Annotated in this window: 15 protein-coding genes and 1 pseudogene; 12 read left to right on the plus strand and 4 right to left on the minus strand. The window is 44.0% G+C overall.

What is annotated here, in order from left to right:
- The first annotated feature begins 130 nt into the window (after window positions 1-130).
- The 8 genes from glpD to RBH91_RS05470 all read left to right on the plus strand — a co-directional run bounded on the left by glpD (window position 131) and on the right by RBH91_RS05470 (window position 7,418).
- A complete protein-coding gene (glpD, locus tag RBH91_RS05435) occupies window positions 131-1,804 on the plus strand; it encodes a glycerol-3-phosphate dehydrogenase (protein ID WP_307893736.1) in 1,674 nt (557 codons plus the stop codon).
- A gap of 186 nt (window positions 1,805-1,990) precedes the next feature.
- Window positions 1,991-3,739, plus strand: a complete 1,749-nt coding sequence (locus tag RBH91_RS05440; protein ID WP_307893737.1) for a phospho-sugar mutase — start codon at window positions 1,991-1,993, stop codon at window positions 3,737-3,739.
- Window positions 3,740-3,895: 156 nt separating this feature from the next.
- Window positions 3,896-4,354, plus strand: coding sequence for a DUF6773 family protein (locus RBH91_RS05445; RefSeq protein WP_307893738.1), 459 nt, complete (start codon window positions 3,896-3,898; stop codon window positions 4,352-4,354).
- A gap of 21 nt (window positions 4,355-4,375) precedes the next feature.
- On the plus strand, window positions 4,376-4,576 hold the full coding sequence (locus RBH91_RS05450; RefSeq protein ID WP_076761558.1) for a helix-turn-helix transcriptional regulator: 201 nt from the start codon (window positions 4,376-4,378) through the stop codon (window positions 4,574-4,576).
- A gap of 58 nt (window positions 4,577-4,634) precedes the next feature.
- Window positions 4,635-4,994 (plus strand): hypothetical protein, encoded by a 360-nt coding sequence (locus RBH91_RS05455; RefSeq protein ID WP_307893739.1) that lies wholly within the window; start codon window positions 4,635-4,637, stop codon window positions 4,992-4,994.
- 114 nt (window positions 4,995-5,108) lie between these two features.
- Window positions 5,109-6,257: a GAF domain-containing sensor histidine kinase gene (locus tag RBH91_RS05460; RefSeq protein ID WP_307894673.1), complete on the plus strand. Its 1,149-nt coding sequence runs from the start codon at window positions 5,109-5,111 to the stop codon at window positions 6,255-6,257.
- Window positions 6,245-6,895 carry a response regulator transcription factor gene (locus tag RBH91_RS05465; protein WP_307893740.1) on the plus strand — a complete coding sequence of 217 codons (651 nt, stop codon included), beginning with the start codon at window positions 6,245-6,247 and terminating at the stop codon, window positions 6,893-6,895. Before RBH91_RS05460 ends, RBH91_RS05465 begins: the two co-directional genes overlap by 13 nt.
- Window positions 6,896-6,899: 4 nt before the next feature.
- The gene (locus RBH91_RS05470) at window positions 6,900-7,418 is read left to right on the plus strand and encodes an NADPH-dependent FMN reductase (protein WP_307893741.1); all 519 of its coding nucleotides are present in this window, start codon (window positions 6,900-6,902) and stop codon (window positions 7,416-7,418) included.
- Between the two features lie 64 nt (window positions 7,419-7,482).
- On the opposite strand, the gene RBH91_RS05475 is transcribed toward RBH91_RS05470, so the two are convergent.
- On the minus strand, window positions 7,483-7,731 hold the full coding sequence (locus RBH91_RS05475; RefSeq protein WP_076761567.1) for a YhdB family protein: 249 nt from the start codon (window positions 7,729-7,731) through the stop codon (window positions 7,483-7,485).
- 203 nt (window positions 7,732-7,934) lie between these two features.
- On the opposite strand from RBH91_RS05475, the gene RBH91_RS05480 reads away from it, so the two are divergent.
- Window positions 7,935-8,255 carry a YqzG/YhdC family protein gene (locus RBH91_RS05480; protein WP_307893742.1) on the plus strand — a complete coding sequence of 107 codons (321 nt, stop codon included), beginning with the start codon at window positions 7,935-7,937 and terminating at the stop codon, window positions 8,253-8,255.
- A 30-nt stretch (window positions 8,256-8,285) separates the two neighbouring features.
- On the opposite strand, the gene nsrR is transcribed toward RBH91_RS05480, so the two are convergent.
- Window positions 8,286-8,717, minus strand: coding sequence for a nitric oxide-sensing transcriptional repressor NsrR (gene nsrR / locus RBH91_RS05485; RefSeq protein ID WP_076761571.1), 432 nt, complete (start codon window positions 8,715-8,717; stop codon window positions 8,286-8,288).
- A 261-nt stretch (window positions 8,718-8,978) separates the two neighbouring features.
- On the opposite strand from nsrR, the gene hmpA reads away from it, so the two are divergent.
- Together hmpA and RBH91_RS05495 are read left to right on the plus strand one after the other, a co-directional pair.
- Window positions 8,979-10,193 (plus strand): NO-inducible flavohemoprotein, encoded by a 1,215-nt coding sequence (hmpA, locus tag RBH91_RS05490; RefSeq protein WP_307893743.1) that lies wholly within the window; start codon window positions 8,979-8,981, stop codon window positions 10,191-10,193.
- Window positions 10,194-10,293: 100 nt separating this feature from the next.
- The gene (locus tag RBH91_RS05495; protein WP_307893744.1) at window positions 10,294-11,703 is read left to right on the plus strand and encodes a SpoVR family protein; all 1,410 of its coding nucleotides are present in this window, start codon (window positions 10,294-10,296) and stop codon (window positions 11,701-11,703) included.
- 68 nt (window positions 11,704-11,771) lie between these two features.
- On the opposite strand, the pseudogene RBH91_RS05500 reads toward RBH91_RS05495, so the two are convergent.
- Window positions 11,772-11,930 (minus strand): annotated as a pseudogene (locus RBH91_RS05500) (alkaline phosphatase); the annotation flags it as partial.
- A gap of 399 nt (window positions 11,931-12,329) precedes the next feature.
- Between RBH91_RS05500 and RBH91_RS05505 the strand changes: the two are divergent.
- Complete coding sequence (locus tag RBH91_RS05505; RefSeq protein ID WP_076761577.1) at window positions 12,330-13,151, plus strand: C40 family peptidase; 822 nt, start codon at window positions 12,330-12,332, stop codon at window positions 13,149-13,151.
- Window positions 13,152-13,196: 45 nt separating this feature from the next.
- Here the strand turns inward: RBH91_RS05505 and RBH91_RS05510 are convergent, their stop codons facing one another.
- Window positions 13,197-14,075 (minus strand): transcriptional regulator CitR, encoded by an 879-nt coding sequence (locus RBH91_RS05510; protein ID WP_307893745.1) that lies wholly within the window; start codon window positions 14,073-14,075, stop codon window positions 13,197-13,199.
- Window positions 14,076-14,077 lie beyond the last annotated feature (2 nt).

Genomic DNA, 14,077 nt, shown 5'->3' on the forward strand with positions numbered 1-14,077 from the left:
ACAATGAACTTAAGTTAATAGAAACGGTTGGAGAAGAGGAGAGACCACAACACCAAAGCAGCGTCATTGCTTTGGATGTTTGTGGTCTCTTTTTCTATTATTTGCCGTGACAACAAGGGAGGACTTTAATATGGAATCATTATTTTCAAGCCGCAAACGCGACGACATTCTTAATCATATGACAAAACAGAAATACGATGTGTTTATTATCGGCGGCGGGATCACTGGAGCCGGTACGGCCTTGGATGCCGCTTCACGGGGGATGAAAACGGCTCTTTGCGAAATGCAGGACTTTGCCGCAGGGACATCAAGCCGTTCGACGAAGCTTGTGCACGGAGGGCTCCGCTACTTGAAGCAGTTTGAAGTCAAAATGGTCGCCGAAGTCGGTAAAGAGCGGGCGATTGTTTATGAAAATGGCCCGCATGTGACAACGCCTGAATGGATGCTTCTGCCGATGCATAAGGGAGGAACGTTCGGCAAGTTTTCGACATCTATCGGCCTTAGAGTTTATGATTTTTTGGCAGGCGTCAAGAAGCATGAGCGGAGAAGTATGCTGAATGCAAACGAAACACTCGAAAAAGAGCCGCTTGTGAAAAAGGACGGCCTCAAAGGCGGAGGCTATTATGTCGAATATCGGACAGATGACGCCAGACTGACAATTGAAGTATTAAAAGAAGCGGCAAAGTTTGGAGCTGAGGCCGTGAACTATGCGAAAGTAAGCGAGTTTCTTTACGAAAACGGCAAAGTTGTCGGTGTCGTCATTGAAGACGTTTTGACAAAGAAAAAATACCGCGTCTATGCAAAAAAAATCGTCAATGCGACAGGACCTTGGGTCGACCGTCTCAGGGAAAAGGACCGCTCAAAAGAAGGCAAACACCTTCAGCATACAAAGGGAGTGCATCTTGTTTTTGATCAATCGGTCTTCCCTTTAAAACAAGCGGTGTATTTCGATACGCCCGACGGCCGCATGGTGTTCGCCATTCCTAGGAATGGCAAGGCATATGTCGGAACAACGGACACCGTTTACAACAAGGATCTGGAACATCCGAGAATGACGACAGAAGACAGGGACTATGTCATCAAAGCGATCAATTATATGTTCCCTGAGCTGGGCATTAAAGCCGAGCATGTGGAATCCAGCTGGGCCGGGCTCAGACCGCTGATTCATGAAGAAGGAAAAGACCCGTCGGAGATTTCCCGCAAAGATGAAATCTGGACATCGGACTCCGGTTTGATCACGATTGCCGGCGGAAAACTGACAGGATACAGAAAAATGGCTGAACATATCGTCGATCTTGTCAGAACCCGTCTGAAAGAAGAAGGAGACAAAGACTTCGGACCTTGCAAAACAAAAACAATGCCGATTTCCGGCGGGCATATCGGCGGCTCCAAAAACTTAGAGGCCTTTATTGAGGCGAAAGCGGCTGAAGGGGTTGCAGCAGGTTTAACAGAACAAACAGCCAAACAGCTTGCAGCCAGATACGGATCGAATACAGACCATCTGTTTGAACGAGTGCAGCAGCTGAAGGATGAAGCAGCTAAACGCCGCATTCCTGTTCACGTATTGGCGGAAATGGACTATGGCATTGAAGAAGAAATGGCCGCCGCACCGGCAGACTTCTTTGTACGCAGAACGGGCGCGCTATTTTTTGACATCCATTGGGTCCGCACGTATAAAGAGGGACTTACGGAATATATGAGCGACAAGCTGAACTGGGACGCCGAAACAAGGGCTGAGCATATGAAAACATTAGATATGCTGCTTCATGACGCGGTGGTTCCGCTTGAGAACAAATCATCATGACAAGTGCAAAAGGCATGTGTGAATGTTTCGGTAAAACAGGTCTGAATATCTAAAATGGTGCTGCCTTGATAAGAGGCAGCCTCATTTTTTTAGATGAGCCGTCTAATTTTGGACAAAGCAGGCGTTTATCGATAATATAAAAAGAAAAGGCTGCAATTACATAGGCTAGAACAATGGAGGTCTGTCATGAGCTGGAGAACAAGCTATGAACGTTGGAAGAAAAATGAAAACCTAGATCCTGAATTAAGGTCTCTCCTTCTCGAACGAGAAGGAAATGAAAAAGAATTGGAAGATTGCTTTTATAAAAAGCTTGAATTTGGAACAGCGGGGATGCGCGGGGAAATCGGACCCGGCCCGAACAGAATGAACGTCTATACGGTTCGCAAAGCATCGGCCGGCCTTGCTTCTTATATTGCTGCAAACGGGGAGGAAGCCAAGAAGCGCGGCGCTGTCATCGCTTATGACTCCCGCCACAAATCGCCTGAATTTGCGATGGAAGCGGCTAAAACGCTTGCCGCAAACGGCGTTCAGACGTATCTGTTTGATGAACTGCGCCCGACGCCTGAGCTTTCATTCGCGGTAAGAGAGCTGAATGCATATGCCGGTATCGTGATTACGGCAAGCCACAATCCTCCGGAATACAATGGCTACAAAGTATACGGCGATGACGGGGCCCAGCTGCCGCCCGAGGCCGCTGACAGGCTCATAGGCCACGTCAATGCGATTGAAAACGAACTGGACATTCCGGCTGGCGATGAAGACGCTTTAAAAGAAAAAGGGCTGATTAAGGTCATCGGCGAGGATATAGACCAAGCATACCTTGACAAGCTGACGTCGATCTCCGTCAATCCGGATCTTTCTCAAAAGACAGAAGTAAAGGTGATATTCACTCCGCTGCACGGCACAGCCAACAAATCCGTCAGACGGGGACTCAAAGCTCTCGGATATGAACATGTCACCGTCGTTCCTGAACAAGAGCTGCCAGATCCTGATTTTTCGACTGTTTCTTCACCTAATCCGGAAGAACACGCCGCTTTTGAATATGCAATCAAATTGGGCGAGGAAAAAGAAGCCGATATTCTGATCGGGACAGACCCTGATGCAGACCGCCTCGGCGTCGCTGTAAAAGATCAAGAAGGGCGCTATGTTGTGCTGACTGGGAACCAGACGGGAGCGCTTCTGCTCCATTATTTGCTTTCACAAAAACAGCAAAAAGGAATCCTCCCGGAAAACGGCGTCGTTTTAAAAACGATTGTCACAAGCGAAATGGGCCGCGATATCGCAGCTTCGTTCGGGCTTGATACAATCGACACACTGACAGGCTTTAAATTCATCGGAGAAAAAATGAAGCAATATCACGCCTCAGGCGAATATACCTTCCAATTTGGCTATGAAGAAAGCTACGGCTATTTAATCGGCGACTTTGCAAGGGATAAGGATGCTGTCCAGGCCGCGCTCCTTGCCGTTGAAGTATGCGCCTTTTATAAAAAAGAGGGGAAATCTCTTTATGACGGTTTAATGGAGCTGTATAAAACATTCGGCTATTATCGCGAGGGATTGAAGTCTCTTACATTAAAAGGGAAAGAAGGAGCTGAACAGATCGCTGCAATCCTCAGCTCTTTCAGAAAGCAGCCGCCTCTTTCAATCGCCGGAAAAGATGTGATGTCTGCTGAGGATTATCTGATCGGCAAACGGACGCTGCTGAAGGAAAACAAGGAAGAAACGATTGATCTTCCAAAATCGAATGTCCTGAAATACTTCCTTGAGGACGGATCATGGTTCTGCCTCCGCCCGTCCGGCACAGAACCTAAAGTGAAATTTTATTTTGCGGTCAAAGGCCAAAGCCATCAAGACAGTGAAGCGCGTCTGAAGACCTTGACAGATGAAGTAATGAATAAAATAGATGAGCTTGTAAAAGCAGCATCAAATTCGTAAGACTAAAAATCCGCCGCATGTATGCAGGCGGATTTTTTTTCATCCCTATTGAAAAGTCATGCTGTTGAATGTAATGTATAATTTGCATAAAGTACGATATAAATTGCATGATGTTGAGCATTCATTTCAATTTTATGAATGAGGGGGAGAATAGGCATGAAGTTTTTTAAATCTGGAGATGAATACATTGAAAAGAAAATGGAGCAATTTTTCAGCGAAGCCGGCATGATCGTTGCGGTTCTATTGTTGATCGATTTTCTCATCAGAAGCCTCATTTTGGAGAGGCCATCATCCGAATACTTAATCAGCGGAATTGGTTTTGCTGTCTATGCAGGCTGGATTTTATTCCGCTATCTTTTTTCCGGGCTTGAGTACCCGGAGATCGCGAATCAATTGACTTATCGGAAAAAAAGAAAAGAAATCATAGCGGTCAGCTTCGCTTCCGGCATCATCTTTTTCATTTTAACGCTCATATTCATCGGCGTCCCGGAACAGCCGGATGAATGGGTTGACTTGATTGTGATGTTTATTCTGTTTGTATTTTTTTATTTCATTATCCATTTTATTTCTTTGCATAAATCTTTCAAAAAAAATAAAGATCTTTTAGACGATTAAATAAACACGGCGGGTGAGCAAATGGTGAACCGAGTCAAATTGGCCCGAATCGAAAAGTCATGGACACAAGCCCAGTTAGCAGAACGGGTTCGGGTGACGAGGCAGACGATCGGACTGATTGAAAAAAATAAATATAATCCGACATTGCAGCTTTGCATTGCTATTGCAAAGGCTCTGGATAAAACCTTGGACGATTTATTTTGGGTGGATGATGAAAAATGATGAATGGGTTGAAGCCGGCGGATGAATAAAAATGACTCAATTCTTCAGCTAAGCGGGGATGATCATCGCCTTTCTCTTGTTGATGGATATTGTGGTCAGAAGCGCTGTTTTGCACAACGGTTTTTCAGAATATACGGCAAGTCCAGCCGGTTTAGGCTACTCGGAAATCGACAACGTTAAAACATATCGACAAAAATGTATGCAGATCCTGTACAGCAGTATCATCCGGGCCTTGGCCGTCCTGTTCATCGATTGTGCGTTCACAGGTCTGCCTAATGGACCGGGAGAATGGGGGGAGCTTGATTCTGTTTGGCTTGCCGGTCGTGTTGTTTTGCTTTTGGATCAGTTTGTACTCCTTGAAAAGGTTTTGGAAAAGAAACAAAGATCTTTTCGAACCAGCTCTCAGTCAAAAGTCTGAGAAAAATTCATCTAATACGGCGAGCCGTTTCCGATCTTATGGAGGGCGTCATTTTTTTGAAACATTTGTATAATAAAATAAGCTGGAATCTGGAATGAGGGGCGGATGAAGCTTTTGAGAGAAGACACCCGGTTTGAAAAACTAAAAACGCTGAAAGAAATCGCGGAAACCTTAAATGAAGGAAATTATGTAAAGGAAACGCTTGATGCTGTCTTGAAGAAGCTTCTTCATTTGACAGGACTCAAGACGGCATGGCTTTTTCTGATTGATGAGAAAGGCGGTTTTGAACTGGCTGCATCCGCTTTTTTACCTGAAGCTCTCGCTTATGATGACAGCCGCTTATTGTGTGAAGGAGGATGTTATTGCCTTCAGCAATACAGGGACGAAAATTTGGACAGAGCGACAAATATGATCCACTGCCAGAGAATTGATAAGGCCATTAAAATGAACAGGGGAGATCCCGAAGGCATTACCCAGCATGCAACAGTGCCGCTCAGAGATCAAAATAAACGATTTGGCCTGCTGAATGTCGCCGCTCCCGGCAAAATCCACTTTAACCGGGAAGAGCTGGCACTTTTAGAGGCTGTCGCCCTGCAAATCGGCACAGCCATTAAACGGATGAGGCTTGCTGAAACAGAACGAAAAAATGTCCTTTTGACGGAGAGGAACAGGCTCGCACAGGATTTGCATGATTCTGTCAACCAAATGATTTTTTCGTTAAGTCTGACCGCAAAAGCTGCCGGCGAAATGACAAATAACCCCGAAGTCTGTGAAATGCTTGAGTTTATCCAGGACCTATCACACGAAGCACTCCTTGAGATGAGGGCATTGATTTGGCAGCTCAGACCCCAAGGCCTTGAAGAAGGACTGGGGGCCGCCCTTGAAAAGTATGCCGAAGTCCTCGGTCTTGATGTGAAGATGACGCTCAGCGGTGTTCTGCGCTTATCGCCAGCAGAGGAAGAGCTGTTTTGGCGTCTGAGTCAGGAGGCGCTCAACAATTGTAAGAAACATGCGGAAGCCGAGCTGATCCATGTGAACATCTGCGTGTCTCCGTCATCTGCTTTTCTGGAAATCGAAGATGATGGAAAAGGCTTTTCATACGATCCTGATTCAGCTATTCCGACGCTTGGCTTAAAAGGAATGAAAGAACGGACAGAAAAGGCGGGAGGCACCTTCCATCTCGAGTCGGACATGAATAAAGGGACGAAAATCCGGGTTGTTCTGCCATGCAGGGAGAAGGGGGAGGCAAAATGGAGAAAATAAAAATCGTCATTGCCGATGATCATCACATTGTCAGAAAAGGCCTGCTGTTTTTTTTCAAGACGAAAAGCGATCTGGCTGTTGTGGGAGAAGCATCGACAGGCGCAGAAGCGTTGGAAGCCTTAAATAAAAATGATGCAGATATCGTTTTAATGGATTTGTCGATGCCTGAAATGGACGGAATTGAAGCGACAAAGCAAATCAAAAAAGCATATCCGTCGGTTAAAGTGATTGCATTGACAAGCTATGCCGACGAGGCGCACGTGATTCCCGCCATTCAAGCCGGCGCAGAAGCGTATCAGCTGAAAGACGCCGAGCCGGATGAGCTTGTCGAAACGATTCGGGCCGTTCACAGAGGCAGGCATACATTGGACCCGAAGATCATGTCCCACGTCTTTCAACACATGGCTCAGACTGATGAAAAAGAAAAAATACATCAATTGACAAATAGAGAAAAAGATGTTTTATTTGAAATTGCTAAAGGCAAAAGCAACAAAGAAATTGCAGCCTCTTTATTCATCAGCGAAAAAACGGTCAAAACGCACGTATCCAATCTGTTATCTAAGCTTGAACTGTCAGATCGCACGCAAGCCGCGCTTTTTGCTGTAAAACATGACATAAATTCAAATACCAGGAGATGATGATATGAAGATCACCGTTATCAGCGGAACCGCAAGAAAAAAAGGAAGAACGAAAATAGCCGCTTCTTATATTGCCAATAGATATCAGGCTGATCTGATCGATTTAAGCGAATTCATCCTGCCGGTTTTCAACGGCGAAGAAGAGCAGTTTTTATTAGAGAATGTTCAACAGCTGAAAGCAGCGGTCAAAGACGCTGACGCTGTCGTTTTATTATCCCCAGAATACCACAGCGGTATGAGCGGCGCTTTGAAAAATGCGCTCGACTTTTTAAGCAATGAACAGTTTGCAGGAAAGCCGGTAGCGCTTTTTGCGTGTGCAGGAGGAGGAAAAGGCGGGATGAACGCTTTGGCCAACATGCGCATCGTAGCCCGCGGACTATATGCGAACGTGATCACAAAACAGCTTGTGCTCGATCCGATACATATTGATGAGGTAAACAAAACGGTTATAGAAGAGGCGCAAGCGAATATTAAAAATGTGATGGAAGAACTTCTGTTATTCGCAACATTTCAAAAAGCTTGACTCGCCTTCTGACGGGACGCGAGCCAAGCAAAAGCCTGACGCTAAAAGAGCGTCAGGCTTTTTTTTATGTGAAGACGAGCACGCCGGTTTCATTTTCTTGTCCGGAAAATGAAGCATGATCAATATATTGAAGCAGATCATAGAGCCTTTTTTCAACAATGGAGTCGTCTCTTTCAAAATTATAGGCGTGCAAAAAATGTTCAATTCGTTTAGACAGTAAATCATCTTCCGTACGCACCATTAAGATGAGCAGGTTATCCCATTGAGACCGATGTGTGTAATACAAAGCCTTATCATAATCAGCGTAGTTCATTCGCGATTCTCCCTTCTTTCTTTAAGGAGTCTTGATTATTTTATGTGGCGGCCTGTTTTTTTCTCTGGGCAAAACTTGGTCTGCCTGATTTCACAGCCTAGAAATATGAGGATTGTATATGGAAAAAGCGAAAAATATCTGCATGACCGCCAGCTTTCTGGTCATGATAATCATATGTACAATACAATCGGAGAGAGTGAAAAATGAAGAAACTTTCGTACGCGGTTTTTTTCAGCATCCTTATGCTGTCCGCATTCACGGCAAACAGCTATACACTGGGGGAAGAACACGATTCGGCCGAAAGATGGGAAAGAATCGCCTGGAGCGCGCTTGAAGAAAAATATAAAGGCGCCCAGCTGGAGGATTATGAATATGTAGGCCGTACTGAAGTCAATGATGAACAGGTGAAAGATGTTTTCAGGGTAACCGTCAATCAGGAAAGCCAAACGTTTTCGGCGCATGCAGAAGTATATTTTCATCCGATAACACATGCGATCATCAGCGTTCAAATTTTTCCTCTGTAAAGAAAAAAACGAAGGAACACGATTCCTTCGTCAACTCAATAATTTACGTATATGATCCTGATTAAAGATAACATCCTGAAGAGTATACTGGTCCAATACTGCTAAATATGCGGAAAGGGCTTTGTTTAAGACGTGTTTTAAGCCGCATGTGGGAGACAGAATGCAGTTGTTTTTTTCTGCATTAAAACACTCGACAAGGTTAAAATCATCTTCTGTTTTTCTTATGACTTCACCGATATTAATCAGTTCAGGAGCTTTTCCGAGGCGAATCCCGCCGTTGCGGCCCCGAATCGTTTCAACGTAGCCAAGCTTGCCAAGCTCGTAAATCACCTTCATGAGGTGGTTTTTTGAGATGGAATACGTGTCGGCGATGTCTTTTATATTGACAAGCTCGTTTGAGTTTTTGGATGCTAGAAAAATCAGTACTCTTAATGAGTAATCCGTATAATTTGTTAATTTCATCGCATTACCTCAATCAAACAAGTTTTCATTATCTTATCACATTTTCTCCCTTTTATGAGGGTGGAGCTGAATTTGTTACAAAAATATAAAATATTCATTTATGATATTGCTTTAATATTCATAAAGGACTACTATAAAGATGTATAGTAAATACATCTTTAATCAAGAGAAACCAATTCATATTTTAAAAAAGACCGTTTTGCACTTTTAAAGATGTATTTGAAATACTTCTTAAAAGTGGCTGGAGAGGAGCAAACCATTATGCTATCTGAAAAAACGATGCAAATTGTCAAATCGACCGCCCCTGTTTTAAAGGAAAAAGGAACAGAAATTACTTCTTGTTTTTACAAACGGATGTTCAACGCACACCCTGAATTAAAGAACATTTTTAATATGTCACGCCAGCAAACGGGAGGACAGCCTAAAGCATTAGCTTATACCGTGCTGCAGGCGGCAGAGAATATCGACCGCCTTGAGGCGCTTCTGCCGGTTGTCACACAAATCGGACATAAGCATAAAAGCTTAAATGTGAAACCGGAGCACTATCCTATCGTCGGCCATCACCTTTTGGAAGCGATTGAAATCGTACTCGGCGATGCAGCGACAGAGGAAATTCTCCAAGCTTGGGCCGAGGCATATGAAGAGATTGCCCGCGTGTTTATTGAAATCGAAAAACAAATGTATGATGAAGACAAAAAACAGGACGGAAACTGGGAAGGCTTTAAACCCTTTGTCGTCTTAGATAAGCGGGTGGAATCTGAAACGATCACCTCCTTTTATTTAAAACCGGCTGACGGAACAGACCTGCCTCCTTTCAGCCCGGGCCAATACGTATCTGTACGGATTAAAATTCCTGGAGAACAGTACTTTTTAACAAGACAGTACAGCTTATCAGATGCCTGGAACAAAGATTACTACCGCATTTCAGTTAAATTGGAAGCGGAAGAAGGCAAGCCGAAAGGAAGGGTATCAAGCTATCTGCATGAAGCAATGGAAGTCGGCGCCAGCCTCGAAGTGAGCGCTCCTGCGGGAGACTTCGCCCTTTCCGAACAGACGGATCAACCGGTTTACTTCATCAGCGCCGGATCTGGAATTACGCCTGTCATGAGTATGGCGAAAACACTGGCCGCTAAGGAAAACGATCGGCAGATCACATTCATTCATGCGGCGAAGTCTGAAAAACACCATGCTTTCAAAGAAGAGGTTGAAAAGCTGATTGGCGAGAAACAAGAGGGCAGACTGCTGTTCATCTACAGCCAAGCTTCCGGAGAACCGTCTGAACACGTCATCAATGGCCGTCTGAACGATGACATTCTCAAAACGGCCGTCAAAAATCCGGATGCCGCATTCTATATCTGCGGACCGCTTTCTTTCATGAAGAGCGTCATCGAAGGACTGCAAAATCTGGGTGTTCCAATGGAAAACATCCGCTATGAAAGCTTTGCTTCATCCCTTGATATGCAAATTGCAAACTAATCAAAAGGCAGCTGTCAATCGACAGCTGCCTTAAAATTTCATCTTTTTAAGACCCGGCTCATACAATGAAAGAGAAGTCCAACCGGGGGGGATCTGAGTATTGAGCGTACGGGAGCAAAAAGAACTGCAGCGGGCGATTGAAGAAATTACGGACATCGCGAAAGGATTCGGCCTTGATTTTTACCCGATGAGATATGAAATTTGTCCGGCTGAGATTATTTATACATTCGGTGCATACGGGATGCCGACAAGATACAGCCATTGGAGCTTTGGCAAACAATTTCATAAAATGAAGCTTCACTACGATTTTGGTCTGAGCAAAATTTACGAGCTTGTCATCAATTCTGATCCTTGCTATGCATTTTTGCTTGACAGCAATTCACTGATCCAAAATAAACTGATTGTCGCGCACGTGCTTGCTCACTGCGACTTCTTTAAAAACAACTGCCGCTTTCAAAATACAAAACGGGATATGGTTGAAAGCATGGCGGCAACGGCGGAACGGATTAAACACTATGAGACGATCCACGGTTCAAAGGAAGTTGAATCATTTCTCGATGCGGTTTTGGCGATTGAAGAACATATTGATCCTTCATTGGTGAGGCCGAAGCTTTCTTGGAGCATAGATGATGAGGAGGAAGAGGAAGCAGAAACGGGATCAAGTCCTTATGATGATCTGTGGGAGCTCGATCAGAAAGAGCTGAAACAGAAGAAGAAAAAGGGGAGGAAGAAGTTCCCTCCGAGACCGGAAAAAGACATCTTGCTTTTTATTGAAGAGCATTCCAGAGAGCTTGAGCCTTGGCAGCGGGACATTCTAACTATGATGAGGGAGGAAATGCTGTATTTCTGGCCGCAGCTTGAAACCAAAATTATGAATGAAGGATGGGCATCCTACTGGCACCAGCGGATCATCCGCGAGCTCGACCTGACTTCCAGTGAATCAATCGAATTTGCCAAGCTGAATGCAGGGGTCGTACAGCCGTCTAAAACAGGGATCAACCCTTATTATCTCGGATTAAAAATATTTGAAGACATCGAAGAACGCTACAACAATCCGACCGATGACATGAAGAAGATGGGGGTTGAGCCAAACTCGGGAAAAGAGAAAATCTTTGAAGTGCGAGAAATTGAATCAGATATTTCCTTTATCCGCAATTACTTGACAAAGGATCTTGTGGCGAGGGAGGATCTCTATCTGTTTCAAAAACAGGGAAGGGATTATAAAATCGTTGACAAGGAATGGGAAGCAGTACGCGACCAGCTTGTCAGCATGAGAGTAAACGGAGGATTCCCTTATCTGACCGTTGAGGACGGAGATTATTTAAAAAATAACGAACTCTACATCAAGCATTGGTATGAAGGGATTGAACTTGATTTAAAGTATCTTGAAAAAGTGCTTCCTTACCTTCAGCAGCTGTGGGGAAGAAGCGTACATGTCGAAACCGTGCTTGAGGATAAGCCTGTCATGTTCTCGTATGACGGAAAGGCCGTACATCGACGATATTTATAGATGAAAAGAGGGAAACTCCCTCTTTTTTTTTTGCTTCCCGCTATTAAAAAAATCCGGTTTTGATACAGCTACAAGTGTTCACTCCTATTTTCTTTTTCGCCTGATCTATGTGATCCAATACCTGTGAATTGTTCTTTTCCTGGGCCATACGCATATACCGGCACTTCTTCGCCAGTTTGGCCGCCTGTTGTCCAGCCTGTATGTGAGCGGTTATTAAAGATCGTTTTAAGAGCCTTTCCACTGTCATTTGTGCCGGCCATCTCCTATTAAAAATCGGATTCAGTCTATATTGTTAAAGGAAGCTTGTTTGCCCAGTTTTGATAAATAGAAAAATAGTAAATGAGATAGTGGATTTTTATTTCTATTAATTGAATTTTTTAACACTTGAAAAGTGTAACTATGTAGCATTTAAGTTACTTTTGAAATGCAAATGAAATATTTTAGACCCTTAAAAACTTTTTTTAGAAACGAATAACTAAGAAATCTGATGCAGGAAGTCAAGACTATTCCTAATGGAATTACCTCCTTATAATAGAAACAGAGGAAGGCTTAAGAAGCCGTTTCTTTTCTAAATATGAGAGATTATTACATTTAAGATGATAAAAATCTACCTATGGGAGGACAACATGAAGAAACAAGTTTTAACTGCAACAACAGCGATTGTTTTGGGGACTACATTGTTTGCGGGAGCGGCATCCGCACAATCGGTCAAGGTGAAAAAAGGCGATACATTATGGGGTTTTTCCAAAAAATATGGAACAACCGTCGGTAAGATTAAAAAAGAAAACAAGCTGACTTCTGATATCATTTATATAGGACAAACGCTGTCCATCAATGGAAGCAGCAGCACTTCTTCTAAAGCATCGCAGTCATCTTCTTCCACGTACAAAGTCGTCAGAGGAGACAGCCTTTGGAAAATTTCGCGGTCCTACAATATGACTGTCAATGAATTGAAAAAGCTGAACGGTTTAAAAACAGACTTAATTCGCATCGGACAAGTTCTGAAAGTAAAGGGGACAAGCAGTGTAAAAGCAGCATCTACAAATACTGGTTCCAGTACGACAAGCAGCTCATCGGCAAATACCTCTTCAAAGCTGAATACATCAAAGCTTATCTCAGATGCGCAAGCGCTTATCGGAACACCTTACAAATGGGGAGGCACGACGACTTCCGGCTTTGACTGCAGCGGCTTTATCTGGTATCTCTTAAACAAGCAAACAAATGTAGCCAGAACGAATACAGTCGGATACTGGAATTCTATGACCAGCGTATCAAGCCCTGCTGTCGGCGACTTTGTCTTCTTTACCACTTATCAGGCGGGACCATCGCATATGGGCGTTTACATCGGAAATAACAAATTCATTCATGCCGGCTCAGACGGCGTGACAACAAGCGATATGACAAACAGCTATTGGAAGCCGCGCTACCTTGGCGCAAAACGCTTCTAAGCTATTTTAGAAAAACCCGTTCTTGATTGAACGGGTTTTCCTGTTTCAAAAACGGAACTGGGATAAGAATGTTAAAAAGTGCTGTACTTTCTCATTATCTTTTAAACTGACCGCATACCCACCTACAACGGGAAGCTTCATAAACCCGCACGGCACCTCTATTAATCTTTTTTCCATCAGCTCGCGGCGCACGGTCGATAACGGCAAAAATGAAATGCCGAGCCCTTCTGCAATAAATCTTTTCGTAATATGTGTCTGGGACACGAGCATTGTTCTCACAAACGGAAATTTGATTCTCAGCTGTCGAACCAAATCATCCCAATACTCCGGATGGTTGTGGGTCAACAATAAATATTCTTCAAGCAAATCTTTGACATCAAGCGGAGATGCGCTTTCTGAGTCGCGGCCGTCATGGGGCGCAACCAAGATGACGGGATCGCTGTACATTGAATGACAGGTCAGATTTGACGATTGAACTTTGAGGCAGCTTAATCCGATATCTGCATTGCCTGCCGAGATCAAGGGGGCAATTTCAGCCGATTCGGCGATCCTCACTTTGATTTCCGAGTTTGGGTTAAGCGCTGTATATTTTTTTAATACGAAAGGCAGAATCGTATCTGCGATAAGCGGTGAGACTGCCAGATTCAAAGTTTGCGAATAGCCTTGTCTGATTTTGTGCAGCTCTGTCATGCTGGATTCATAATCCTCCAGAAGACGGAGGGCAAAAGGAAGGTAGGCTCTCCCTTCTTTTGTCAAATGGATGCTTCTTCCTTTCCGCGTAAATAATTGGCATCCGAGCTCTTCCTCGAGCAGTTTGATTTGAACGGTTACAGTCGGCTGGGAAATAAATAAGGTTTCTGCTGTTTTTCTGAAATTTTCGTATTTTGCTGCAGTGACAAAGGTATGAAGCCATTTAAAATCCATTG

The organism is Bacillus swezeyi (assembly GCF_030908325.1).
Classification (GTDB): domain Bacteria; phylum Bacillota; class Bacilli; order Bacillales; family Bacillaceae; genus Bacillus; species Bacillus swezeyi.